This window comes from Xanthomonas sp. D-36-1 (assembly GCF_017746155.1).
In the GTDB taxonomy this organism is placed as follows: Bacteria; Pseudomonadota; Gammaproteobacteria; order Xanthomonadales; family Xanthomonadaceae; genus Xanthomonas; species Xanthomonas cissicola.
This window is the reverse complement of the sequence record NZ_JAGHWR010000058.1, coordinates 1-24,831: the sequence shown is the minus strand read 5'-3', so window position 1 is coordinate 24,831 and position 24,831 is coordinate 1. Positions and strand designations below refer to the sequence as shown.

Annotated in this window: 18 protein-coding genes; 11 read left to right on the top strand and 7 right to left on the bottom strand. The window is 66.9% G+C overall.

The genetic code is table 11. The features are described from left to right. Positions 1 to 34 precede the first annotated feature (34 nt). Positions 35 to 1,396, top strand: coding sequence for an MFS transporter (locus J7367_RS15890; RefSeq protein WP_057663962.1), 1,362 nt, complete (start codon positions 35 to 37; stop codon positions 1,394 to 1,396). A gap of 250 nt (positions 1,397 to 1,646) precedes the next feature. On the opposite strand, the gene J7367_RS15885 is transcribed toward J7367_RS15890, so the two are convergent. From J7367_RS15885 to J7367_RS15865, 5 genes are all read right to left on the bottom strand, one after another. Continuing rightward, on the bottom strand, positions 1,647 to 3,971 hold the full coding sequence (locus tag J7367_RS15885; protein WP_057663965.1) for an FUSC family protein: 2,325 nt from the start codon (positions 3,969 to 3,971) through the stop codon (positions 1,647 to 1,649). Then, positions 3,968 to 5,428 carry an efflux transporter outer membrane subunit gene (locus tag J7367_RS15880; RefSeq protein WP_057663968.1) on the bottom strand — a complete coding sequence of 487 codons (1,461 nt, stop codon included), beginning with the start codon at positions 5,426 to 5,428 and terminating at the stop codon, positions 3,968 to 3,970. Before J7367_RS15880 ends, J7367_RS15885 begins: the two co-directional genes overlap by 4 nt. Next, complete coding sequence (locus tag J7367_RS15875) at positions 5,425 to 6,357, bottom strand: efflux RND transporter periplasmic adaptor subunit (RefSeq protein WP_057663970.1); 933 nt, start codon at positions 6,355 to 6,357, stop codon at positions 5,425 to 5,427. Before J7367_RS15875 ends, J7367_RS15880 begins: the two co-directional genes overlap by 4 nt. Next, a complete protein-coding gene (locus J7367_RS15870) occupies positions 6,354 to 6,572 on the bottom strand; it encodes a DUF1656 domain-containing protein (protein WP_016850515.1) in 219 nt (72 codons plus the stop codon). Before J7367_RS15870 ends, J7367_RS15875 begins: the two co-directional genes overlap by 4 nt. Before the next feature lie 88 nt (positions 6,573 to 6,660). Next, complete coding sequence (locus tag J7367_RS15865) at positions 6,661 to 7,113, bottom strand: MarR family transcriptional regulator (protein ID WP_007964968.1); 453 nt, start codon at positions 7,111 to 7,113, stop codon at positions 6,661 to 6,663. A 130-nt stretch (positions 7,114 to 7,243) separates the two neighbouring features. Here J7367_RS15865 and folE point away from each other — a divergent pair, with 130 nt between their 5' ends. From folE to J7367_RS15845, 4 genes are all read left to right on the top strand, one after another. Continuing rightward, on the top strand, positions 7,244 to 7,846 hold the full coding sequence (gene folE, locus J7367_RS15860) for a GTP cyclohydrolase I FolE (RefSeq protein WP_003489347.1): 603 nt from the start codon (positions 7,244 to 7,246) through the stop codon (positions 7,844 to 7,846). Positions 7,847 to 7,865: 19 nt separating this feature from the next. After that, the gene (locus tag J7367_RS15855) at positions 7,866 to 9,335 is read left to right on the top strand and encodes a DUF3375 domain-containing protein (RefSeq protein ID WP_057663972.1); all 1,470 of its coding nucleotides are present in this window, start codon (positions 7,866 to 7,868) and stop codon (positions 9,333 to 9,335) included. After that, complete coding sequence (locus J7367_RS15850; RefSeq protein WP_022560433.1) at positions 9,322 to 10,023, top strand: DUF4194 domain-containing protein; 702 nt, start codon at positions 9,322 to 9,324, stop codon at positions 10,021 to 10,023. Before J7367_RS15855 ends, J7367_RS15850 begins: the two co-directional genes overlap by 14 nt. A gap of 789 nt (positions 10,024 to 10,812) precedes the next feature. Next, positions 10,813 to 14,862: an ATP-binding protein gene (locus tag J7367_RS15845; protein WP_057664123.1), complete on the top strand. Its 4,050-nt coding sequence runs from the start codon at positions 10,813 to 10,815 to the stop codon at positions 14,860 to 14,862. A 74-nt stretch (positions 14,863 to 14,936) separates the two neighbouring features. Here the strand turns inward: J7367_RS15845 and J7367_RS15840 are convergent, their stop codons facing one another. After that, entirely contained in the window at positions 14,937 to 15,719 is a 783-nt protein-coding gene (locus J7367_RS15840; RefSeq protein ID WP_209028953.1) for a TSUP family transporter, read from the bottom strand. A 97-nt stretch (positions 15,720 to 15,816) separates the two neighbouring features. Between J7367_RS15840 and J7367_RS15835 the strand changes: the two genes are divergently transcribed. The 6 genes from J7367_RS15835 (at position 15,817) to bphP (ending at position 23,265) form a co-directional block, all read left to right on the top strand. Further along, positions 15,817 to 16,203 carry a YchJ family protein gene (locus J7367_RS15835; RefSeq protein WP_081028023.1) on the top strand — a complete coding sequence of 129 codons (387 nt, stop codon included), beginning with the start codon at positions 15,817 to 15,819 and terminating at the stop codon, positions 16,201 to 16,203. Between the two features lie 192 nt (positions 16,204 to 16,395). Then, positions 16,396 to 16,602 carry a hypothetical protein gene (locus tag J7367_RS15830; RefSeq protein ID WP_033481624.1) on the top strand — a complete coding sequence of 69 codons (207 nt, stop codon included), beginning with the start codon at positions 16,396 to 16,398 and terminating at the stop codon, positions 16,600 to 16,602. Positions 16,603 to 16,779: 177 nt separating this feature from the next. Beyond that, a complete protein-coding gene (locus J7367_RS15825) occupies positions 16,780 to 18,942 on the top strand; it encodes a lytic murein transglycosylase (protein ID WP_057664117.1) in 2,163 nt (720 codons plus the stop codon). 463 nt (positions 18,943 to 19,405) lie between these two features. Further along, positions 19,406 to 20,671, top strand: a complete 1,266-nt coding sequence (locus J7367_RS15820; protein ID WP_007964952.1) for a tetracycline resistance MFS efflux pump — start codon at positions 19,406 to 19,408, stop codon at positions 20,669 to 20,671. A 99-nt stretch (positions 20,672 to 20,770) separates the two neighbouring features. Continuing rightward, on the top strand, positions 20,771 to 21,364 hold the full coding sequence (locus tag J7367_RS15815) for a biliverdin-producing heme oxygenase (protein ID WP_057664114.1): 594 nt from the start codon (positions 20,771 to 20,773) through the stop codon (positions 21,362 to 21,364). Further along, a complete protein-coding gene (gene bphP, locus J7367_RS15810; protein WP_057664112.1) occupies positions 21,361 to 23,265 on the top strand; it encodes a bacteriophytochrome BphP in 1,905 nt (634 codons plus the stop codon). Before J7367_RS15815 ends, bphP begins: the two co-directional genes overlap by 4 nt. 81 nt (positions 23,266 to 23,346) lie before the next feature. Here bphP and J7367_RS15805 read toward each other — a convergent pair whose 3' ends face one another. Beyond that, the gene (locus tag J7367_RS15805; protein WP_057664109.1) at positions 23,347 to 24,528 is read right to left on the bottom strand and encodes a benzoate/H(+) symporter BenE family transporter; all 1,182 of its coding nucleotides are present in this window, start codon (positions 24,526 to 24,528) and stop codon (positions 23,347 to 23,349) included. Between the last annotated feature and the right edge of the window lie 303 nt (positions 24,529 to 24,831).

Genomic DNA, 24,831 nt, shown 5'->3' with positions numbered 1-24,831 from the left:
TCCGGGGCTGTCCCACCGAAGAGGTTCTGACCGCATGAGCGCACCCCCATCGTCTCCGATCGCTGCCGGTTCTGGCACAGCTGCCGGTAGCCTTAGCCGCTCGGTGTCCAACACGCTCAAGGGCTCGGCCGGCAACCTCGTCGAGTGGTACGACGTCTACGTCTATTCGGTGTTCGCCACCTACTTCGAGTCGCAGTTCTTCTCCAAGGAAGACAAGAACGCCACCATGTTCGTGTGGGCGATCTTCGCGATGACGTTCCTGATACGCCCGATCGGCGCGTGGTATTTCGGTCGCTTCGCAGACCGTTATGGCCGCCGTCTGGCGCTGACCATTTCGGTGTCGGTGATGGCGCTGTGCTCGTTCGTCATTGCAATCACGCCCACGGTGGCCACGATCGGCATCGCTGCGCCGATCATCTTGCTGGTGGCACGCCTGCTGCAGGGCTTTGCGACCGGTGGCGAATACGGCACCAGCGCCACGTACATGTCCGAAGCGGCGATTCCGGGCCGGCGCGGCTTCTTGTCCTCGTTCCATTACGTGACGCTGGTGGGCGGGCACGTACTGGCGCAGACCACATTGCTGATCATGTTGCATTTCTTCGATGCGTCGCAGGTCTCCGAATGGGGCTGGCGCGTGGCGTTCGGGCTGGGCGGCATCGGCGCGTTGGTGGTGTTCTGGCTGCGTCGCACGATGGACGAGTCGCTGAGCTCCGAGTCCATCGCCGATTCGCGTACCGGCAAGGCCAGGGCCTCCGGCTCGATGCGCGAATTGTTCGTCAATCAGTGGCGTCCGCTGCTGTTGTGCTTCCTGATCACCGCCGGCGGTACGATCGCGTTCTACACCTATTCGGTCACCGGGCCGAAGATGATCCAGACCGCATTCGCCGGTGGCGATGTGATGGCCGGCACCATCATCAACCTGGTCGCGCTGACCGTGCTGATGCTGATGCAACCGGTCGGCGGCTGGCTGTCGGACATCGTCGGGCGCAAGACCTTGCTGGTGTTCTTCGGCATCGGCGGCGTGCTCTACACCTGGTTCCTGGTAATGGAACTGCCCAAGCAGACCGACTGGCTGACCGCGTTCGTGATTCTCACTGTGGGCTTTGTGATCCTGACCGGCTACACCTCGATCAATGCAGTGGTGAAGGCGGAATTGTTCCCCACGCATGTGCGCGCGCTGGGCGTCGGTCTTGGCTACGCGCTGGCCAATTCGGCGTTCGGCGGCACCGCGCCGTTGCTGTATCAGGCCTCGCTGAAGACCAACCAAGTGACCGAGTTCGTGATCTATGCGACGGCGGTGATTGCGGTGTCGTTGGTGGTCTACATGTTCTTCCTGACCAACAAGGGCAGCAACTGGCTGGACGACGAAGCGGCGATGCATCAGCGCAAGCGGTGATGAGCGCGCGGGCTCGCTGTTTCCTTCTCCCTGCGGGAGAAGGTGCCCGAAGGGCGGATGAGGGGCGCCCCAGGTGACTGGCAGACCGACCGTGGTAAACGCGTCGCCACGCGCCGCCAAGGTGAAGCATCGATGCTGCGGTCGTGCATGAGTACCCCGTACCCTCACCCCACCCCCGCTCCGCGCCCCGGCCCGCGCCAGCAGCGCAGGCGCTCCAAGGCACGCGCGCCAGTGGCGCGCAAGCAGTGCCTTATCGTCCAGGCGGGAGAGGGGCCAACGCGGGCTGCTGTTCTGCGACGTCCTGATGCTGCGCCGTTGTCTTTGCAAACACGCTGTAACGCAGCCCAATCAACCCCAACAACGCCTCATCGCGATGCGCGCCGGCCGGTACCTTGCCCACACGCGTCAGCGACGCATCCAAACGATCACGCAAGGAGTCGGGACCCGGCAACGGACGCTTCTGTGCAACCTGCTGCCGGTAGTACGCAGCCACCTCGCGCAGAATCGCGTCCACCGCATCACGACTGGAGGCCGGCAAACCATGCCGGGCGTGGCGCAGCTGCAGGATGTTCAAGCCCACGCGGATTTCGTTGAGCATATCCACCGAGGCCAGGTCGCTGCCTTCCGGCGTCAACGCCAGCCGTGGCGCAAGCAGGCCAAGCAGATCCAGCATGCGTGCGGCAAAGTGCTGGCGATCGTGCGCGCCGTGTCCGTCGGCGGCGTCGGCCAGCGTGCGCCAGCCCTGGCGCACCAGCCGGCGTGCGCTCCATTCGGCACCGACCAAACGAAACAGACGCGTGAGCACCACCGCAAACCCGATCCCCAGCACCATCGCCACCGCCGCATTGACGAAGCTCTGCAGGTTGGCGCTGTAGCTGTTCTGCAGGCTCAGCAGCGCGGTGAGGTTCACCACCAGCGGCAAGGCGATCAGCATGCTCTTGGGGCGATGCAGTAGCGCGCCCAATGGCAGGAAGCCCGCCGCGAGCACCAACACCAGCATCGGGAAATCGTGGATGGCCGGGAAGATGCCGAACTGATAGATGCCGGCAACCACGCTGGCCACCACCGCCCAGGTCAGGAACGACAGCATGCTCGGTGCAGGGTCGTCCTGGGCGGCGAAAAACGCAGCAGTGACCGCGGCCATCATCGCGCCGTTGCCGCCGCCTTCCCAGCCGATGCCGATCCACAATACGCAGTACGCCATCAGCGCGAAGCCGGCGCTCAGCGCGGAAAACGCGGCCATGCCGAAATCGATGTGGCGCGTGGCGTTGGCAGCGCCCGACACGTCGGTGATGGCCGGCGATGACCAAGGCGATTGCTGCGACGGAGCCTCACGCGTTGACCGAGGCAGTTCAAGATCTTGCGACGTTGCGTGCACCTGCGCGGGCGAGATGGCCTGCGCCGCCTGACTGCGCGACCAGCCCAAGCGCCGCCGCAGCGATCGATGTATTGCGGCACGCGGAGCTGCATCACTGGTTGTGTTGTCGGCCTGCACGGATGCCGCATGTACCGTAGACGGCATCGCACGCAGCGCAACCGGCGCCGTGCCCTGCACCAGGGCCTGCTGCAGCGTGCGGCAGGCCTGCCACAGGTCGAGCAGTTCCTGCAGGCGCAGCAGCACACTGTCCAGCAGCAGGTGATCAATGTCCTGATCCACCACCGGGCGCAATGCGTCGATGCGGACACGCAATGCATCAGCGTTGGCATCGGCATCGGTATCGGTATCGGCGTGGACACTGCCGCTGTCGCCCGCAGGATCCACCCACGCAGCAACATCTTCCAGCAAGGCCGCAAGCGTCGAGGCGTGCGCCGCGCCATCGCGCTGCAAGGCATCCAGGCGGTCGGCAATCGACGACAGTACCGGCAGCAGCATCAGCATGCGGGCGCGCAGCTGTTCCAGCGTTGGAGCCGCCCCGGCATGGCGCGGGTCGTCGTGGCGGACGAAGGCGATCAAGGCCTCGAATTGCACCAGATCGGCCGCCAGCCGATTGCGCGGCGCCTGCGATGGGCCGCGCTGCAGCACCTGGCGGCACCACTGCGCCGCGTCCTGCATCCAGTTACCGATCCGCGCGGTGAGCATGGGCTTGACCGAGGCCGGGAACAGCAGCGACGCGAACAGCACCGCCATCACCGTGCCCAGGATGATTTCTTCGCTGCGGGCCACGACGGTGTCGAAGATGCTTTCCCGCGAGGTGACCGCAGGAAAGCCAATGAACGCGGTGGTGTAGCCGGCCAGCAGGAACGCATAGCCGCGCGGGCCGCGATTGAGCAGCGCCAGGAACAGGCATGCCGAGAGCCACAGCGCCATCGCCGCGCTCAACAGCAAAGGCGTTTCCACCAGATTCGGCAGCATCACCAAGGTGGCCACGCCGGCCAGCAAGGTGCCGAGCACGCGGTACACGCCCTTGGCACGGGTAGGGCCGAGCAGCGGTTGCGAGACGATGTAGACCGTGGCCATTGCCCAGTACGGTCGCGACAAATTGCCGGCCAGCGCAACATACAGCGCCACGATCGAGGCGGCAAAGGTCTTGGCCGAAAACAGCCAGGCCTGACGATCGCGCAGCAACGGCATCATCGCGCAGCCTTGGTGTGGTTGCGCCCTGCGTCGGCATCCCAACCGCCGCCCAGCGCCAGAAACAGCTGGATCTGGTCCTGCGACACCTGCGCTTGTGCAGTGGCCAGGGTCATGTCGGCGGTGGCCAGGGTGCGCTCGGCGTCCAGGCTGGACAGGTACGGCGTGCGCCCGCCCTGATACAGGCGCCGGTTTTGCGCCGACGCCAGCTCGGCCTGTTGTTGCGCCTGTTCCAGCAGATGCAGGCGGTCCAGATCCTGCGCATAGCGCGACAAGCTGGTCTGCACTTCGCGCAAGGCCTGCAGCACGGTGTTGTCGAACTGCGCCAGCGCAGCGTCGGCGCCGGCTTCGGTGGCGCGCACCCGCGCACGTGCGCCGCTGGAGGGCAGCGTCCAGGAAATCAGCGGGCCGAACGACCACGCGTGCGTGGCCGGCTCGCCGAAATCCGCCAGCAGGCCGGTGGCGCCGATGGAACCACCCAGGCGGATGTCCGGATACAACTCGGCGGTGGCCACGCCGATGCGTGCGGTGGCGGCGGCGAGCCGGCGCTCGGCCTGGCGCACATCCGGGCGGCGCGCCAGCAGCGCGCGGCCATCGCCGATCGGGATCGGCTGCTGCACTGCCGGCGCGTGCGCGCAGCTGTCCACGCCGGCCGGCACCTCGCCGGGTGTCTTGCCGAGCAGCGCGGCCAATTGGTAAGCGGCGGCCTGGCGGCGCGCGCGTAGCGGCGGCAGCGACGCTTCCAGCATCGCCACCTGCGCGGTGGCGCGCGCCAGATCCGGTGGCGTGCCGCGACCGGCCGCGATCAGGCGTTGGGTGATCTGGCGGCTGTGTTGCTGCAACTGCAGCGAATGCTCGGCCACCTGCAACTCATGGTTGGCGTGGCAAATCTCCACATAACTGCCAGCCACCTGCGCGGCCACGCTGACGCGCGCCAGATCGATCGCCGCCTGCGCCACCTGGGTGTCGGCGTGCGCGGCTTGGGCACCGCGTTGCAGCTTGCCGAACAGATCGAACTGATACGACACACCGAACTTGCCATCGGCCAGGTTGAACACCGGCAGTTTTTCTTCCTGCAGGAACGCTTCGGCCGACACCTGCGCGCGGCTGACGCCGGCTTCCACGTCGTAATCGAAACCGCCGGCATCCATGGCCTGTTCGTAGACCGCAGCGGCGCGGCGCAGGTTGGCACCGGCCACCTTCAGCTCGATGTTGTCGCGCAGGGCCTGCTCGATCAGGCCATCCAGCATCGGGTCCTGATACAACGCCCACCAGCGCGCCGGCAGCGCGGCACCGGGTTGCACCTGCGCGTTGCCGGTGTCCAGAAAGGCGGCATTGGCGGCCGGCCGCCGGTAGGCCGACTCCGCCGGCACCGCGTAGTTGGGGCCGACGGTGCTGCACGCGCTCAGCGTGGTCAGCAGTGCGGCCAGTCCCAGCGGACGCAACAGCGTGCGGTTCATGGCGCCGCCTTGGCCTGCACACGGGCAGGCGCGATGGCCGGGGTTGCCGGAGTCGCATTGGCCGTGTCGGGCAGAACGCTCACCGTGGCAGTGCGCCCTGCGATCAACTGCACATGCGCAGGCACGCGATCCAGCGCGATGCGCACCGGGATGCGTTGCGCCAGCCGTACCCAATCGAACGCCGGCGTGACATTGGGCAATGCGCCGGCGCTGCCGCTGCGGTAGCGGTCTTCGATCCCGGCGGCGATGCTCTGCACATGCCCATGCAGCGTGACCGGCTCGCCCATCAGCTGCACGTCCACGCGTTGGCCGGGGTGCACGCCCTGCAGGCGGGTTTCTTCGAAGTAGCCATCGACACGGAATGAGCCGGTGTCCAGCACCGCCACCACCGGACGCCCGGCATTGACGTAGTCGCCCACGCGCACGGTGCGGTCGCTGACGCGACCGTCGGCCGGGCTGCGCACCTGGGTGCGGTCCAGGTTGAGCTGGGCCAGATCCACCGCCGATTGCGCGGTGGCCACTGCGGCCTGCGCCTTTTGTACGTTGGAGCGGCGCACTTCGGCATCTTCGGCGGCGACCAGGTCCTGCAGGCTGCGGTCGCGCGCGATCTCGCGGCGCAACTGCGTCAGCGTGGCCTGGCGTTCGGCCAGCGCGGCGCGCGCCTGTTCCAGCGCGATCGCGTAGCGCGCGCGGTCGACCACGAACAGCAGCTGCCCGCGCGTCACCGGCTGGTTGTCGGCCACGGCCACCGACTCCACCAGCCCGGAGACATCCGGCGCCACCTGCACCACATCGGCGCCCACATGCGCATCGCGCGTCCACGGCGCCTGCATGTAATAACGCCACAGGTGCTGCAACACCAACGCGGCCACCACCACCATTGCCAGGGTCAGCAGTGCCGGCCCCGCGGTCTTGATCAGCTTTTTCACGATTGCATCCAACGGGTAAGGAAGAACAGGCCACCCAGCAGTGCGATGTACAGCGCCAGGTTGAACAGCGCCGGGTGCCAGATGTAGCGGTAGGCGCCGGCGCGGGTCAGCAGCGCGGCGATGCCGCTGTTGAGCAGGTAGGCCAGCGTCATCAACGCCAGCAAGGTGGGTACGAACACACCGTAGAGACTGAATTCGCCGTACATCGGGCACATCCTGGAGAAAGAACCACAACACCCGATGCAGCGCGCACCGGCATCGGAAAGGGCACAACGGGCGTCGCGCGCAACGCCGGCAGCCGACTCAGTCGGCCTGGCTCAGCTGCGCATGCGCCTGCGCGATCTGCTCCCACAAGGTCAGCACCACCTGCACGTCGGCATCGCTGAGAGCGCCGAACACCTGCGCACGCAGTGCGTCCAGGCGGATCTCGATCCGGCCAACCAGCGCCTGGCCTGCGTCGGTGAGCCACAGCTGGTTGGCGCGGCGGTCGCTGCTGTCGGCCTCGCGGCGCAGCAGGCCCTGCGCGGCCAACTTGTCCAGCAAGCGCACCAGCGAGGGGCCTTCCATGCCCAGTTGCTGGGCCAGCGCCACCTGACGGATGCCGCCGCCGGAGCGCCCGATCATCAGCAATGGTCCGGTGCAGGCGCTGGACAGGTCGAACTCGGAGAACGCCTGGTCGGCCAAGCGTTGCCACTGACGGGCGGCCACCAGCAGGCCGGAACTGAGCTGGGCGCGTGGAGAAAGATGAGCTTTCATAATAGATAGGATGCTATCAATTCATAAATGAATCAGTAGTCACTGAGCATTTGCATGCTGGCGCAACCGCCACTGGGGCGGCCGGGCAGTCCTCAGGTACCATGCTCGCCCCCTTTGGGTGCACCTGCGCATGAGCCAGTCCAACCAGCCCGATTCCCCCGTGACCCAGACCCAGGCCGAAGAGGCCGTGCGCACCCTGTTGCGCTGGGCGGGCGAAGATCCCACGCGTGAGGGACTGCTGGACACACCGCGCCGGGTGGCCGAAGCCTACGGCGACTGGTTCAGCGGCTATCGCGACGAACCGCGCGAATACCTGGAACGCACGTTCGAGGAAGTGGCCGGCTACGACGAGTTGATCGTGCTGCGCGACATTTCCTACGAAAGCCATTGCGAGCACCACATGGCGCCGATCATCGGCAAGGTGCACGTGGGCTATCTGCCGCGTGGCAAGGTCGTCGGCATCAGCAAGCTGGCGCGCGTGGTGGAAAGCTATGCGCGCCGCTTCCAGGTGCAGGAAAAGATGACTGCGCAGATCGCCCAATGCATCCAGGACGTGCTGCAGCCGCTTGGCGTGGGCGTGGTGGTGGAAGGCGCGCACGAGTGCATGACCACCCGCGGCATCCACAAGCGCGGCGTCAGCATGGTGACCTCCAAGATGCTGGGCAGCTTCCGCGAAGACGCGCGCACCCGCGCCGAATTCCTGCAGTTCATCGAAGTGGGCGGCAAGCGTTGAGGCAGTCGCGGCAGCGCCCATGAAGCACCAGGCCCGTATCGCCGGCTATCGGCAACTGCGCGAGCAGCCGGTATGGAAACTGCTTGCCGCCGACCACGCACCCGAACTGATCGGCCTGCTGCAGACGGTGCTGATGGACGGCGCACGCCGCCTGCCTTCGGCCGTGTTGCACGAGCGTTTGCAGCGCCAGCTCGACGCCTTGCGCGCCGACGAGCTCTCGCGCGAACTGCCGCGCACCGCACAGGCGTATCTGGCGCATTGGTTGGCACAGGGCTGGCTGGAACGCCGCCTGCCCGAAGGCGCAGCCGAAGAAGAATACGAACTCTCGCGTGCCGCGACCCAGGCCATCCGCTTCATCGTCGGCCTGCGCGAAAGCAGCAGCAGCGCCACCGAAAGCCGCCTGTCGCTGGTGATCCAGCAACTGGTGCAGTTGGCCGGACAGACCGAAGCCGATCCAGAGCTCCGGCTGGCCGCGCTGCGCGACGAACGTGCGCGCATCGATGCCGAGATCGAACGCGTGGCTTCCGGCCGCGTGGCGGCGCTGGACGGCAAACGCGCGCTGGAACGTGCACGCGACCTGATCCATCTCTCCGACGAGCTGGCCGAAGATTTCCATCGCGTGCGCGACGATTTCGAGCAGCTCAACCGCCAATTCCGCGAGCGCATCATCGACGACGAAGGCGCGCGCGGCGATGTGCTCGAACAACTGTTCGACGGCGTGGATGTGATTGCAGACAGCGAAGCCGGGCGCACTTTCGAGGCGTTCTGGAGTCTGCTCAACGACACCCAGCAAAGCAGCCAGCTCGACCAGGCGCTGGATGCGCTGCTTGCCCGTGGGTTTGCGCGCAAGCTCGATCGTCGCGAACGCGCCTTTTTGCGTGGGCTGACCGGCACGCTGCTGGAGCGCGGTGGCGAGGTGCACACGGTGATGCAGCATTTCGCGCGCAGCCTGCGCGGTTTCGTGCAAAGCCGTGGGTATCTGGAACAGCGCCGGCTCAATCAATTGCTCAAGCAGGCGCAGGGCGAAGCCTTGCAATTGCGCGACAGCCTGCACGCCACCACCGCCACCGGCTATACGCAGGCGCTCAGCAGCCGCCGCCTGCGCTCGTTGTCGCAATGGCGGCTGCACGATCCACGGCTCACCCAGGTCGATGGACGCGTGCAGGCCGCCGACGCGGCCGAGATCTCGCTGGACAGCGTGGGCGATCTGGTGGCGCAATCGGAGATCGATGTGCGCAGCCTGCGCAACGACCTGCATGAGCTGCTCGGCCAACGCCCGCGGCTGACGATCGGCGACGCCTTGCAACAACGCCCGGCCGTGCAGGGCCTGGGCAGCGTGATCGGATACCTGTCGCTGGGCACGCGCCACGGCATGGTGATCGAAGGACAGATGGAAACGGTGCAATGGGAAGGCAGCGACGGCGCCGTGCGGCGCGCGCGCATTCCCTTGGTGTGGTTTACCCGGGAGAAACGCAATGAACTGGTCTGAGGACACGCGCTTGGACGCCGACGAGGACACCGGGGCGCCGGCCATCGACGACCGCATGCCGATGACGCAAACCTCCAGTGCCGAGCCACGCGGCGAGCTGTTTTTGGGCGACACCGGCACGCTGCCGTTCGACGCGCGGCGTGCACTGTGCCAGTTGCTGGCAGGGCCCAGCATCGATGCGCAACGTCACGGCGCGCTGTGGCCGGCGTTGTTGCGCAACGAGGTGGCGATCCGCCAGGTGCTGTGCGAGCTGTTTCTGGAGTTGGTGCTCGACCGCGAGGGCGGGGTGGCCTTTACCCGTCAGGCCGACACCGCAGAGCTGGAATCGCCCACCTTGCTGCGCAGTGCGCCGCTGACGTTTATCGAGTCGGTATTGCTGCTGTTCTTGCGCCAGCAACTGGCCGAGGCCGACACGCGCGGCGAGCGTGCAGTGGTGGACGAGGCGCAGTTGGTGGAAGCCTTGTCGGTGTACGAAAAGAACGTGTCCACCGATCGGGCGGGCTTCGCGCGGCGGGTGATGACGGCGATCGGCAAGATGCGCGACAACCAGTTGCTGTCGCGCTTGCGCGGCAGCGAGGAGCGCTATGAAGTGTCGCCGGTGTTGAAGCTGTTGTTTTCGGCAGAAGATGTGCAGGCCTTGGTGGTGGCCTATCGGGAGCTGCGTGAGGGCGAGGTTGCGCTGGATTGATGTGTCCTGGGCTTCCCTTCTCCCTGCGGGAGAAGGTGCCCGCAGGGCGGATGAGGGGCTGATGTCAGGCGGTACTTGAAGTGTTACGGGTTGTATTTGGTAGAGCAAAGCTTTCACGCCCTCGCGGGCGCGAGTCACTTTTCTTTGCTTGTACAAAGAAAAGTAACCAAAAGAAAGCACACCCCGTCCTCGCGCCCTGCGCGCCTGCGGCGCTGCGGGTTCGCAAGTCCGGCAGAAATTTCTGTAAGGGACATCCCTGTCCCTTACAAAAACCTCGCGCATCCATGCGCGCCGCCCTGCGGGGTGTCTCTGCCGGCCTTGCCGCTGCGGTATGGGGCCCCGACATGCAAACTGCAGAAGCAACAGCTACACGATATTGAAAGCATCAAAGCATCAAAGCATCAAAGCATCAAAGCATCAAAGCAGCAAAGCAGCAAAGCAGCAAAGCAGCAAAGCAGCAAAGCAGCAAAGCAGCAAAGCAGCAAAGCAGCAGGTTGGGATGCGCTAACGGAGACGGGGTGATGATGGTCGCGATCGGCCGATGTGGAAAAAGTGGGTGGTACAGGTGCTCGAACGACGGCAGCTTTTGTGGCACGCGTGCGACCTTTACACAACCTGGGCCAAGGCACCTGTTTTTGTAGGAGCGACCCTGGTCGCGAGGCCGTCCATGCACTCCATTCGCTACCCTGCTCAAGTTCTTCCCGTAACACCGCACCACAAGGAACTGCTTCACCGCTCGTGATGGTCTGTCCTTGGCGTCTCCTTCGTTTCGTTTTTGGTGAGTGAGCAATGAATTCCCAGTCCAATCTGTCGCCGGCGCAGCCGGGTGCCTCCTTGTTTGCCGAGACGCTCGCCGAGCAACGTGCGCAGCAGTTCCGCATGCGGCGCTTGCAGGTGCACAACTGGGGCACCTTCAACGGGCTGACCGAAGTGCCGATCGCGGAGAAGGGCTTCCTGTTCGTGGGGCGTTCGGGGTCGGGCAAGTCCACCTTGCTGGATGCGATGTCGGCACTGCTGACGCCGCCGAGCATCGTCGACTTCAACGCTGCCGCGCGCGAAGCCGAACGCAGTGGGCGCGATCGGAGTCTGGTGTCGTATGTACGCGGTGCGTGGGCCGATCAGCAGGACAGCGCGTCCGGCGAAATCGCCACGCAATACCTGCGCAAGGGCGCCACCTGGACCGCATTGGTGTTGGAGTACGCAAACGCGCATGGCCAGACGGTGAGCCTGATCCGGTTGTTCTGGATCGCCGGCAGCGGTAACGCGGCGGCCGATGTGCGGCGCCACTACATGGTCGCGCCACGCCGTTTGGACGTGGCGACCGAGCTGGATGGCTTCGATCTCGACCTGCGCAGGCTCAAGGCGCGGTTGGGCGATGACGTTGCGCATTTCGACGGCTTCGCCGGCTACGCCGAACGTTTCCGGCATGCGCTGGGCATCGGCAACGAAATGGCGTTGCGGCTGTTGCACAAGACCCAGTCGGCCAAGAACCTGGGCGATCTCAATGCATTCCTGCGCGGTTTCATGCTGGACGAGCCGCGGACCTTCGAAGCGGCCGACCGGCTGGTGGAAGATTTTGCCGAACTCGATGGCGCGCACCATGCAGTGGTCACCGCACGGCGCCAGGTAGAAACCCTGAGCCCTGCGCGCGAGCACCACGCGGCGCTGATGGCGCTGCGCCACAGCGTCGGCGAGTTGCGCGAGCTGCAGCTGGGTGTGGACAGCTACCGCGAGCAGCAGCGGTTGGCCTTGCTGGATGAACGGCTGCAGGAGCTGGACAACCAGGACCGTGGACTGGCCGGCGAAGAAGGCCAGCGGCGCGAATCGCTGGATAACCACGAGCAGAAGCTGCTCGGCCTGGAGCGCGAGCAGCGCGCCGCCGGCGGCGAGCAGATCGAAGAACTGGAACGCGAACGCGCACGCGTCGAGCGCGAGCGCGACGAACGCCTGCGCCGCCGTGCGCAGATCGAACAGGCCTGCCGTCAGCTCGGTACCGCGTTGGCGGCCGGTGCCAGCGGCTTTGCCGCGCAGATTGCGCATGCGCAAACCGTGCTGGATAACGGCAAGCACGACGCCAGCGCGCTGGACGAGGCGATCGCCGAGCGCATGGGCGCGCGGCGCGACGACGAACGCCGCTTTGCCGAGATCCGCGCCGAACTGGATGCGCTGAAGCGCGCGCCATCGAGCATGCCCGCACCGATGCAGGCGCTGCGCGCGCGCTTGTGCGAAGACACCGGCATTGCCGAGGCTGCGCTGCCGTTCGTGGGCGAGCTGGTGCAGGTGCGCGAAGACCAATCGGCCTGGCGCGGCGCCATCGAGCGTGTGCTGCACGGCTTCGCGCAGTCGCTGCTGGTGGACGAGCGGCATTACGCGCAGGTCAGTGAATGGGTCAACCGCACCCATATCGGTACGCGCCTGGTGTACTTCCGTGTGCGCCGTAACGACGAGCTGCACTCGCGGCGGGTCGATCCCGGCGCGCTGCCCGGCAAGCTGCAATTGCGCGAGCACGCCTTTACCGAATGGTTGCGCAACGAGCTCACCCGCCGTTTCGACTACGCCTGCGTGGACAACGCCGCCGCACTGCGCAACGCCGACCGCGCGATCACCCGCGAGGGCCAGGTCAAGCACCCGGGCGATCGTTACGAAAAGGACGACCGCCACGCCGTCAACGACCGCAAGCGTTGGCTGCTCGGTCACGACAACCGCGACAAGCTCAAGGTGTTCGAGCGCGAAGCGCAGGCGCTGGCCCAGCGCATCGCCAGCTGCGATGCCGATGTCGCAGCGCTGCGCAAGCAGCGTGAGCAGGACCAGGAGCGCCAACTGGCTGCCCACACCCTGGTGGAGCGCGACTGGGACGAGATCGACGTCGGTCCCAAGCTGCAGCGCCTGAGCGATATCGATGAACAGTTAGTGCAGCTGCGCGAAGGCAACAGTGGCCTGCGCGCGCTCGGCCAGGCCATCGACACCGCACGCACCTTGCGCGACCAGGCCAAGCGCACTTATGAAGATGTGCGGCTGGAGCGCGCGCAACTGGCGCGCGAGCGCGTGCGGCTCGAACAGCAGCATGCCGCATGTGCGGGCCGCGCCGGCAGCGCTACGCTCACGCCCACCCAGTTGCAGGGCCTGCGGGAACGGCTCGCCGCCTTGACGCCGCTGTCGCTGGACAATCTGGAAGCGCATTTTCGCGTGGTCGAACGTGGCCTGGCCGAGCAGCTGGCCGACAGCCAGGGCCGCGACAGCCGGCTCAGCGCGCAGTTGCTGGAATGCTTCCGCAAGTATTGCCAGCAGTGGCCCGAAGACAGCGGCGATTTCACCGTGAGCCTTGCCAGCGCCGACGATTTCCTCGCGCGCCTGGACCGGCTGGAAAGCGATGGCCTGCCGCGGCACGAGCATCGTTTCTTCGATTTGTTGCAGACCCAGAGCAAGAACAACCTGCTGGCCTTGCAGCGCCACACCGCCGAGGCCCACAAGGGCATCAAGCAGCGCATGGACGAGGTCAACGCCAGCCTGGAGCAGGTGCCGTTCAACCGCGACACCATCCTGACCATCGAGGTCGGCGACCGCCGCCTGGCCGAAGTGCAGGAATTCCAGCAGCAGTTGCGCGCAGTGCTGTCGCATCAACAGACCGAAGACCGGGCCCTGGCCGAAGCGCAGTTTTCCACCTTGCGCGCGCTGGTGGCGCGCCTGGGCGCGCAGGAACCGGAGGCACGCCGCTGGCGCGAGCAGGTGCTGGACGTGCGCCTGCATGTGGAGTTCATCGGTGTGGAGCTGGACGCCCAGACCCGTGCGCAGGTGGAGATCTACCGCAGCGGCGCCGGCAAATCCGGCGGTCAGCGCCAGAAGCTGGCAACCACCTGCCTGGCGGCCGCGTTGCGTTACCAGCTCGGCGGCGAAGACGGCGAACTGCCGCGCTACTGCGCGGTGGTGCTGGATGAAGCCTTCGACAAGGCCGACAACGAATTCACTGCGCTTGCGATGAATATCTTCGAGAACTTCGGCTTCCAGATGGTGGTGGCCACGCCGTTGAAGTCGGTGATGACCTTGGAGCCCTTCATCGGCGGCGCGTGCTTTGTCGAAATCAGCGGCCGCCACAACTCCGGCGTGTTGCTGATCGAATACGACGAGCAGGCACAGCGATTGAAGCTGCCCGAGCGCGCGCGTGGCGATGAGCCGGCAGTTGCCGATGCCGTTGATGCTGCGCCGTCGATCGAGGCTGCGGGCGAGCCTGCAGGAGTGCAGGGCGCTGTCAGCGCAGATGGCATGGCAATTGACGGCGCCGCAGTGCCCACGGCATCGCCTGCCACCGATGAGACCTTGTCCGCGGCGCCGGAAACGCAGACCGGTCAGCGCACGCCGGCAGTCGCGACGGCGAACAAGCAGAACAGGAACGCCAAGACCGCCAAGACCGCCAAGACCGCCAAGACCGCATCTTCCACGCGCGCTGCGGCACAGTCGCAAGTAATGCAGACCAAGAAATCGACTTTGCGCACTCCAGCTTTGGCTAGCAAGGCGGTATCCGACAAACGCGCATCGGGTGCGTCGGCGGTGCCTTCGGCAGCTGCATCCAGGTCCAGCGTCGGCAAGACCACTCGGTCTTCGAAAACACCGGGCAAGCCGATTGCGGCCACAAACGCATCCAGCGCCACATCCGGGAAGGGCGCCACCGCCTCTGCGGCGGTGAAAACTGCCGCAGCCAAGCCACGTGCAACAGCTGCATCGACCGGGCAGCCAGTACGCGGTGCCGGCAAGACAAGCTCCAAGCGCGCGGCGACGACTGCTTCACCGGCCAAAACGCGCGGCGCCAAGCCAGGCACGGCGCAGTCGCGCGGCAAGCGCTGACCATCGGGCACGGGCGACGCCATCTGCGCGGTGGCGTCGCCCATCGAGCATCTCGCATCGCCAGCACGTTGCGATTACTGCTGCAGCAGATCCCAGCCCATCTTGCCGATCAGCACGATCACCAGCACCAGGAACAATTTGCGGATCAATGGCGTGCCGCCGCGTAACGCCATCCTTGTGCCGGCCACCGCGCCGGCCACGTTTGCCGCCGCCATCGGCAGGCCGATCGCCAGCATCACCTGTCCACTGGGCAAGAAGAACGACAACGCCGCAAGGTTGGTGGCCAGGTTGACGACTTTTGCCGCCGCCGAGGCGCGCAGGAAATCCAGCCCGAAAAAGCGAATGAACAGGAAGATCAGAAAGCTGCCCGTCCCCGGGCCGAAGAACCCGTCGTAGAAGCCGATCGCCGCTCCCATCGCCAACGCGGTGGCCAGTTCGCGCCGGCCGATCCGACGTGGCCGATGCAGCGCGCCGAAGTCCTTCTTGATCAGCGTGTAGATCAGCATCGCGATCAGCAGCACCAGAATCAGCGGCCGCACCGCCTGCCTGGGCATCAGGCTGACGGCGGTCGCGCCCAGGAACGAAAACGTAAACGCCGCCGCGGTGGCATACAGCACCGGCCGCCACGGAAAGCGCACCGTGCGCGCGTATCGCCACGCCGACGCAGCGGTGCCGAACATTGCGCTGAACTTGTTGGTGCCCAGAATCAGCGATGGCGCCTGCTGCGGCAGTGTCGCAAACAGGCCAGGCAGCTGGATCAATCCGCCACCACCGACCGCCGCATCCACCAACCCGGCCACGAACGCAATGCACAGCAGCCACGGCAATTGGGTGGGAATCAATTCCAGCAAGACCACGCTCCGCGCGACGGGGGCGACAGCATAGCCGCCGCTCCCGCTTCCCGCTTTGCAACGCGCCCCCCCAATCTCCAATTCCATCCCGCACAATCCCCGCATGCCGACCACATCCACCGACCCCTGTCCCTGCGGCCGCCCGGCCGATTACGCACGTTGTTGCGGCCCATATCACGCCGGTGCCGCCGCGCCCGACGCCGAGACGTTGATGCGCGCGCGCTACAGCGCCTACGTGCGCCGCGATGCTGCGTACCTGCTGGCCAGCTGGCATCCGTCCACGCGCCCGGCCGAGCTGTCGCTGGACGAGGGCGGGCGCACCACCTGGCTTGGCCTGACCGTGCAGCGCACCCTCGATACCGGCCCCGAGACGGCTGAGGTGGTCTTCCTGGCGCGCTATCGCATCGGTGGCGGCAGCGCAGTCCGCATGACCGAACACAGCCGTTTCGTGCGCGAGGCAGGTCACTGGTTCTACCTGGACGCACGCTGATCCTCCACGTCGACCGTTGCCGCACCATCCAATCAGACGTCGCCAGCGACCGCGCGCCCCTCGATGCGCGGCCCACCAGGCCTGTTTCGCCCGACGAACGGTCTTCACCTCCCCTATTTGTCGACGCCGCGTTCGCAGCCGATCGCCGAAGCTTGCCGCCCAGGCGAACGCCGCCGCGGGGGGACTTGGATCATGGCAACCTTCAATCTCTGGCAATGGGTGCTTCTGGCGGCGGTCGTGTTCGCGATCGTGCTGCCGGCGTGCGTGGCCACTGCACTGATTCGCTTCGGCCCGCGCCACGATGCACCGCGCCATGCCCGCACCCGCCGAGTGACCGAAAACGCCCCGTCCGCGCCGGCCCTGTCGATGCTGACCGGGATCGCCGGCGACGGCAGCTGAGCCAGTCGGACCGCGGCACGATCGCTCGCATCGAGCCGCGGGCCTCACCCAGGAACGCATCACGCATCGCCATCCTGCACGCCTGCCACCACCCAGGTTGGCTATGCTCGTCGGCCCGACTTGCCGCGCAGGAGCACTCCACCGCATGACGTCTGCCCACCCGCCGGCCATTGCGCCATGACGCTGCCCCGGCGCGCGTTGCCGTTCGTGTTGGGACTGCTGCCGCTGGTCGCCTGCGCCGATCCGGCTTTCGATCGCTGCCTGACTGGCCTGCAGACCCAGGCCGCTGCCAAGGGCGTGGACGCCGCCAGCTTTCAGCGCTTCACCGCCGGGCTGGCGCCCGATCCCAGCGTGTTGCCGCTGCTGGATGCGCAGCCCGAATTCACCACGCCCATCTGGGACTACCTGGCCAGCCTGGTCGACAGCCAGCGCGTCACCGATGGCCAGGCCATGCTGGTCACCCACCGCGAACTGCTCAGCCGCCTGTCCGATCAGACTGGCGTGGACCCGGCGACCATCGTGGCGGTGTGGGGCGTGGAGAGCGATTACGGCCGCGTCACCGGCAAGCGCCCGCTGCTGGTGTCGCTGGCCACGCTGTCGTGCGCGGGCCGTCGCCAGCCGTTCTTTCGCGGCGAATTCCTCGCCTTGCTCAGCCTGCTGCAGCAAGGCGATCTCTCCGCCGATGGGCTCACCGGCTCCTGGGCTGGCGCGTTCGGGCAGACCCAGTTCATGCCCTCGACTTACGCCCGCATCGCGGTGGATGGCGACGGCGACGGCCGCCGCGATCTGGTGACCAGCATTCCCGATGCACTGGCCTCCACCGCCAACTACCTGGTCAAGGCCGGCTGGGAACGCGCCCGCCCGTGGGGTATGGAAGTCACCCTGCCGCGCGGCTTCGACGCCAGCAAGGCCGGGCGCACCCGCCGCCAACCGCTGCAGGCCTGGCAGAGCGCCGGCCTGCTCGGCACCGACGGCAAACCGCTGGCACCAACCGGGCTGCCGGCAGAAACGCCAGCCGCCTTGCTGCTGCCGGCCGGCGCCACCGGCCCGGCGTTGCTGGTATTCCGCAACTACGACGCGATCTACGCCTACAACGCCGCCGAAAGTTACGCGCTGTCTATCGCCCTGCTCGCCGATCGCCTGCGTGGCGGCCCCGGCCTGATCGCGGCATGGCCCACCGACGACCCCGGCCTGGGCCGGCCCGAACGACGCGAACTGCAGCAGTTGCTGCTCGCCCGCGGCTACCAGATCGGCGAGGCCGACGGCATGGTCGGCAGCGCCACCCGCCGCGCCATCCAGGTCGAGCAGACCCGCCTGGGCCTGCAACCGGCCGACGGCCGCCCCGGCCAACGCATCCTCGCCGCGTTGCGCGCCGCCCCGCCGGTCGCCGGCGCCGCCGCCATGCGCGCCACCGCGTTCAAGCTGCCGGCCGCTTACCCGGCCTTCGCCCAATCCCCCAGCGTCCAAAAGGCATCCCCCATGTCCGACACCACCGGCCTGACCACAGGCGATTTTCACGGGTTTCCGTCGCTGCTGATCGACACCCCGTTCTCCACTGCCGCCATCAGCCTGTTCGGTGGCCAGCTGCTCTCGTTCGTGCCCAAGGGCGGACAGGACGTGATGTGGCTTTCGCCCAGCGCCCAGCAACCGCCCACCCCGATCCGCGGTGGTGCGCCGGTGTGCTGGCCGTATTTCGGCCGCCAGGATCAGACCGGCGACGTTCCCGCCCACGGCTTCGTGCGCACGGTGGCCTGGCAACTCACCGAAAGCCGCCGCGAAGACGGCGGCACCGTGGTGCTCACGCTCACCCCGCCGCGCTTCGACGACCTGGCGCTACGCCTGCGCATGACGCTGCGCATCGGCCGCACGCTGGAGCAACGCCTGATCACCGAAAACACCAGCGCCGCCCCGGTGCGTTTCACCCAGGCGTTGCACAACTACTTCCGCGTCGGCGACGCGCTCAAGGTCAGCGTGCAGGGCCTGGATGGCCTGGACTATCTGGATAAATACGAGAACTACGCCACCGCCCATCGCCAGCAAGGCGACTGGAGCCTGCGCGACCCGCGCGACCCCGGTCGTAGCGACCGCATCTACACCAACGCCGGCGGCCGCTACACGCTCACCGACCCGGTGCTCGGTCGCCGCATCGTCATCGCCACCGAAGGCAGCCGCTCGCTGGTGGCCTGGAACCCGGGCGAAGAGGCCGGCAAGCAGATGGCCGACGTGGGCGAGGGCTGGCGCAACTACGTCTGCCTGGAAGCGGCCAATGCCGGCCCGGACGTCATCGAGCTCGCCCCCGGCGCCAGCCACACCCTGACCCAGACCATCAGCGTCGAGTAGCCGCCCAGGCCCGCGCTGCTTTCTACGCCAATAAAAGCAGCAGCGAGGCTTCCTTCTCCCACCGGGAGAAGGTGCTCGTAGGGCGGATGAGGGTGCGTGCGAAGCCTCGTGCACTCGGAATAATGCGGTGGCTTCTCCCCATACCCTCACCCGACCCCCGCCCCGCGCCCGGCCCGCGCCCGGCCCGCGCCGACGGTGCGGGCGCTCCAAGGCACGCGCGCCAGTGGCGCGCAAGCCATGCCTTCTCGCTCCGGGGGGGAGAGGGGCTCGAACGACGCATCCTTCTCCCACCGGGACATTGTCGTCCTTCATGGAGGAGAAGGTGCCCCGACGGGGCGGGTGAGGGTCCGGGTGCAGCCTGATGCAGCACGAACGACAGCAGGTGTCCCAGCAACCACGCGCCACCAGCATCAGCCACCCAATCCCTCGCTACACTCGCCGCTTCGCCCAACTGCGCCGCGCGATGTCCCTCTCTCCCGATTCCGCTCCCGTCCCGGGGCGCCGCCGCGCCGCGCTGATCTTCATCTTCATCACCGTCCTGATCGACGTGCTGTCCTTCGGGGTCATCATTCCGGTACTGCCGGATCTGGTGCGCCACTTCACCGGCGGCGACTACGTCGTGGCCGCCGGCTGGATCGGCTGGTTCGGCTTCCTGTTCGCTGCCATCCAGTTCGTCTGCTCGCCGTTGCAGGGCGCGCTCTCCGACCGCTTCGGTCGCCGGCCGGTGATCCTGCTCTCGTGCCTTGGCCTGGGCCTGGACTTCATCCTGATGGCCATTGCCCACAGCCTGCCGATGCTGCTGCTGGCACGGGTGATCTCCGGCGTGTGCTCGGCCAGCTTCTCCACCGCCAATGCCTACATCGCCGACGTCACCCCACCGGACAAACGCGCCGGCGCATTCGGCATGCTCGGTGCCGCCTTCGGCATCGGCTTTGTCGCCGGCCCGTTGATCGGCGGTTGGCTGGGCAGCATCGGGTTGCGTTGGCCGTTCTGGTTTGCCGCCGGGCTTGCCCTGTTGAACGTGCTGTATGGCTGGTTCGTGCTGCCCGAATCGCTGCCCGCCCAACGCCGCACCGCGCGGCTGGACTGGTCGCACGCCAATCCGCTGGGCGCACTCAAACTGCTGCGCCGCTACCCGCAGGTGTTCGGCCTGGCGTCGGTGGTGTTCCTGGCCAACCTGGCGCATTACGTCTATCCCAGCATTTTCGTGCTGTTCGCCGGTTACCAATACCACTGGGGCCCGCGCGAAGTGAGCTGGGTACTGGCCGGGGTCGGCGTCTGCAGCATCATCGTCAATGCGTTGCTGGTCGGCCGCCTGGTGCGCCGGCTCGGCGAACGCCGCGCGTTGCTGCTGGGGCTGGGCTGCGGGGTGATCGGCTTCATCATCTATGGGCTGGCCGACAGCGGCACTGCCTTCCTGATCGGTGTGCCGATCAGTGCGTTGTGGGCCATTGCCGCACCGTCCGCGCAGGCCCTGATCACCCGCGAGGTCGGCGCCGACGCGCAAGGTCGCGTGCAGGGTGCGCTCACCGGTCTGGTCAGCCTGGCCGGCATCGCCGGCCCACTGTTGTTCGCCAATGTCTTCGCCTGGTTCATCGGCAGCGGTGCGCCTCTGCACCTGCCGGGCGCGCCGTGGTTGCTGGCCGCTGTCCTGCTGGCCGCAGGCTGGGGCATGGCCTGGAAACGAGCCGCGCGCGACGCCGGCACCACACCCGCGGCGCAGACGTGAAGCCAACCTATTCAGCTTGCGCTCGCGTCTGCTTTTTCTGATTTGCGCAGGCACTGCTAGTCTGGTGTCCTTCGTGCCGCGGCACCGCCTTGAGCCCCTATGGTTTCCGACGTCCTGGCAGTTCCGCCATCGGCTGCGCTCGCGCTGCGCCATGCCACCCAGGATGCCCATCGCCTGGTCGAAGCAGTGCCGCTGATGCAGGCGTTGGCGCAGGGGCAGGTCGATTCGGCTGCGTATGCGCAGATCCTGCGTCGCCACCACGCCTTGCTGGCCGGCTTCGAAGCGCAGCTCGGCAACTGGCTGACCACCCTGGTCGGCAACGGCTGGCATTACCGCCGTCGCGTGCCGGCACTGCGCGATGACCTGCGCGCGCTCGGCCAGCAACCGGATCTGCCGGCCGCACTGCCCGCCAGCGCCGACGATGCCGCGCGCTGGGGCATGTTGTACGTCATCGAAGGCTCGCAGCTTGGTGGACGGGTGATCGCGCGCAACGTGCGCAAGCAGCAGCCCGCTCTGGCCGGCGCCCTGCGCTATTTCGAGCTGGCCGACGGCGACCCGGCCGGCTGGCGCCGTTTCCAGGCAGCGCTGGATCGGCGCCTGGCCACCGCATCCGCAAGCGACGCTGCCATCGGCGGCGCGCAGGCCATGTTCGCCCACTTCCATTCCTGCCTCGCCGCGGAGCCGCAGCCGTGAATCAGCCCACCGAACCTCTGGATATGGATGTCTGCGCGCGGGAACCGATCCATATTCCCGGCCTGATCCAGCCCTACGGCGTGTTGCTGGTGATCGAACCGGCCGATGGCCGCATCGTGCAGGCCAGCAGCACCGCCGCCGACCTGCTCGGCGTGCCGATGGATGCCCTGCTGGGCACGCCGTACACCCAGGTGCTGGAACTGCCCGAGGCGCAACCATTGGCAGTGGACGATCAACCGCAGCACCTGCTGCACGCCGATGTGCGCTTCCCGCAGCGCAGCGCGCCGACCGATCATCCCTGGGTCGCCGCCTGGCATCTGTATCCGGAGCAATGGTTGATCGAAATCGAGCCGCGCGACGCGCGCCTGATGGATGTCACCCTGCGCGAAGCGCTGCCGCTGTTGCGCAGCATCGAGCGCGATGCGGGCATCGACGAAGCGGCGGTGCGCGCGGCCAAGGGGCTGCGCAGCATGATCGGCTTCGACCGCGTGATGGTGTATCGCTTCGACGAAGAGTGGAATGGCGACGTCATCGCCGAAGCACGCCAGCCCGAACTGGAGGCCTATCTGGGCCTGCATTACCCGGCCAGCGATATCCCGGCGCAGGCACGCGCGCTATACCTGCGCAACCGCGTGCGCCAGATCGCCGATGTGCGGTACCAGCCGTCGCCGATCCAGCCCACCTTGCATCCGCGCCTGGGCACGCCGGTGGATCTGAGCGATGTCAGCCTGCGCAGCGTCTCGCCGGTGCATCTGGAATACCTGGCCAACATGGGCGTCAGCGCCACCCTGGTGTCCTCGATCGTGGTCAACGATGCGCTGTGGGGGCTGATTTCCTGTCACCACTACAGCCCGCACTTCACCAGCCATGCCATGCGCGATGCCACCGATGCGGTGACCCGCGCGCTGGCCGGGCGCATCGGCGCGCTGCAGGCGGTGGGGCGAGCGCGGCTGGAGTCGGTGCTGCTGACCATCCGCGAAAAATTGATCACCGACTTCAACGACGCCGAGCACCTGACCGTGGACATGCTCGCCGACATGGCCCCGGACCTGATGGACGTGGTCGACGCCGATGGCGTGGCAATCTTCCATGGCAATGAAATCAGCCGTCATGGCAGCGTGCCGGATGCAGAGGCGTTGCGCCGCATCCGCGAACATCTCGAATCCGAACACCACGACGCCCTGCGCGAGGATGCGGTCGGCGCCCTGCATGTGGACGCCATCGGCGAGGTGTTCCCGGAGTTGGCCGACCTCGCGCCGCTGGCAGCCGGCTTCATCTTCGTGCCGCTGATGCCGCAATCGCGTAGCGCCCTGTTGTGGACCCGCCGCGAGCAGGTGCAGCAGGTCAAATGGGCCGGCAACCCGCAGCTGGCCAAGCTGCAGGACATCCCCAATTCGCGGCTGTCGCCGCGGAAGAGTTTCGATCTGTGGCAGCAGACCGTGCGCGGCCGCGCACGGCGTTGGTCGCCGCTGCATCTGGAATCGGCGCGCAGCCTGCGCGTGCTGATCGAACTGATGGAACGCAAGCGCTTCCAGCAGGACTTCACCCTGCTCGAAGCCTCGCTGTCGCGGCTGCGCGACGGGGTGGCCATTATCGAACGCGGTGCCAAGGGCGCCGCGCACCGGCTGATGTTCGTCAACCCGGCGTTCGCCGAACTCAGCCAGACCGAAGTGGCCGACTTGATCGGTTGCGACATCCTTGCCCTGCTGGACGACGATGCCGCCCGTGGCAAGGTCGAACTGCTCGAAGAGGCGCTGCGCCTGGGCCGCGCCGCCTATGTCACCTTGCCACTGCGCACCCGTGATGGCGCACCGGTGTATCGCCAGTTCCATCTCGAACCCCTGCCCAGCCCCAGCAGCATCACCGCGCACTGGCTGCTGCAGTTGCGCGACCCGGAGTAGGAGCTAAGAGCGCTGCGATCAACCCGGCATGGCCAGCGCATGCGCCTGCCGCACCTCTCGCTCCATCAGCGGGCACGCGTGCTAAGGCGCTGCTTTCGTCGGCAATGCCAGCAATGTGATCGTTCCGGCCACCAAGCCCCAGAACGCCGCGCCGATCCCGCCCAGCGTCAGCCCGGAGGCGGTGACCAGAAAGGTGATCAACGCCGCTTCGCGCTCGCTGTCCTCGCGCAGTGCCGCCGCCAGGCTGTTGCCGATCGTGCCTAACAGCGCGATCCCGGCAATCGCCATCACCAGTTCACGAGGGAAGGCCGCAAACACCGCTGCCACGGTCGCACCGAACAATCCCACCACCAGGTAGAACACGCCCGCGCTGACCGCAGCGGTGTAGCGCCGCGCCGGATCTTCGTGCGCTTCGCGGCCCATGCAGATCGCGGCAGTAATCGCCGCCAGATTCAGTGCAAAGCCACCGAACGGCGCCAGCATTGCATTGACCGCACCGATCCAGCCGACCGTCGGTGAGATCGGCACCGCATAGCCGGACGCCCGGATCACCGCCACGCCCGGCACGTTCTGCGAGGCCATGGTCACCACGAACAACGGAATCGCCAGGCCGAACAGCGCCGCCCACGATAGCGACGGCACCACCAGCACCGGGTGGGCCAGTTCCAGGTGTACGGCCCCCAACCGCAGCAGTCCGCCGCTGGCGGCGATCGCAAGACCCACCAACAAGGTCGCAATCACCGCATAGCGTGCAAACCAGCGCCGCCCGCTCAGATAGGTCGCCAACATCGCCAGCGCCAGCAACACCTGGCTCTGCATGCCCACAAAGATGTCCAGGCCGAAGCGCAACAGCACGCCGGCCAGCATCCCGGAGGCAAGTGAGATCGGAACCCGCCGGATCGCCCGTTCGAATAATCCCGAAAACCCGGCCACCATCCCCAATACCGCGGCCACCACAAACGCACCGACCGCCTCGCGTAATGGCACCCCGGCCGCACTGCCGATCAGCATCGCCGCACCCGGCGTGGACCAGGCCGTGACCACCGGCGCGCGGTAGCGCAGCGACAGGCCGATACACGTCACGCCCATGCCGATGCCCAGCGCCCACATCCACGACGCAAGCTGTGCCTGGTCGGCGCCCAGATGGCGCGCTGCCTCGAACACGATCACCGCAGAGCTGGCGAACCCCACCAGCACGGTGACAAAGCCGGCGGCCATCGCAGGCAGGGATAGATCGCGAAGCAGATTGCGGGAGGCGGGCATGAGGGCGCTCTCTGTCTAGATATCTGCATTTTCATCGAGCCAACCAGCGACCGATACCGCAGCGTTACGCCTCTGATGTCGATCAGTGAGCTTGCAGCCCGCACGCGTAGAGTGCGCAGCGCGTGCCGTACCCGCGTGCCGCACCTGTGTGGATAGGTCGATGTCATGCCAATGTCAAAAAGTGCTTGCACTTCTGCGTGGTCTCGATAAACTGCGCGGCCTCGCTCAGGACGGCGGCGCTTCTCGAAGCATCGCAACAACGAACGAGTCGAAAACATCACAAGGTGTTGACGAAACGAAAAA

Bases quoted from the DNA above. Each gene is read 5' to 3' on its own strand.
- J7367_RS15870 (WP_016850515.1), bottom strand. From the start codon at position 6,572: ATGTGCCCGATGTACGGCGAATTCAGTCTCTACGGTGTGTTCGTACCC.
- J7367_RS15820 (WP_007964952.1), top strand. From the start codon at position 19,406: ATGTCCCTCTCTCCCGATTCCGCTCCCGTCCCGGGGCGCCGCCGCGCC.
- J7367_RS15830 (WP_033481624.1), top strand. From the start codon at position 16,396: ATGGCAACCTTCAATCTCTGGCAATGGGTGCTTCTGGCGGCGGTCGTG.
- J7367_RS15805 (WP_057664109.1), bottom strand. From the start codon at position 24,528: ATGCCCGCCTCCCGCAATCTGCTTCGCGATCTATCCCTGCCTGCGATG.
- J7367_RS15825 (WP_057664117.1), top strand. From the start codon at position 16,780: ATGACGCTGCCCCGGCGCGCGTTGCCGTTCGTGTTGGGACTGCTGCCG.
- J7367_RS15865 (WP_007964968.1), bottom strand. From the start codon at position 7,113: ATGAAAGCTCATCTTTCTCCACGCGCCCAGCTCAGTTCCGGCCTGCTG.
- J7367_RS15885 (WP_057663965.1), bottom strand. From the start codon at position 3,971: ATGATGCCGTTGCTGCGCGATCGTCAGGCCTGGCTGTTTTCGGCCAAG.
- J7367_RS15845 (WP_057664123.1), top strand. From the start codon at position 10,813: ATGAATTCCCAGTCCAATCTGTCGCCGGCGCAGCCGGGTGCCTCCTTG.
- J7367_RS15835 (WP_081028023.1), top strand. From the start codon at position 15,817: ATGCCGACCACATCCACCGACCCCTGTCCCTGCGGCCGCCCGGCCGAT.
- folE (WP_003489347.1), top strand. From the start codon at position 7,244: ATGAGCCAGTCCAACCAGCCCGATTCCCCCGTGACCCAGACCCAGGCC.
- J7367_RS15880 (WP_057663968.1), bottom strand. From the start codon at position 5,428: ATGAACCGCACGCTGTTGCGTCCGCTGGGACTGGCCGCACTGCTGACC.
- J7367_RS15890 (WP_057663962.1), top strand. From the start codon at position 35: ATGAGCGCACCCCCATCGTCTCCGATCGCTGCCGGTTCTGGCACAGCT.
- J7367_RS15815 (WP_057664114.1), top strand. From the start codon at position 20,771: ATGGTTTCCGACGTCCTGGCAGTTCCGCCATCGGCTGCGCTCGCGCTG.
- J7367_RS15850 (WP_022560433.1), top strand. From the start codon at position 9,322: ATGAACTGGTCTGAGGACACGCGCTTGGACGCCGACGAGGACACCGGG.
- J7367_RS15855 (WP_057663972.1), top strand. From the start codon at position 7,866: ATGAAGCACCAGGCCCGTATCGCCGGCTATCGGCAACTGCGCGAGCAG.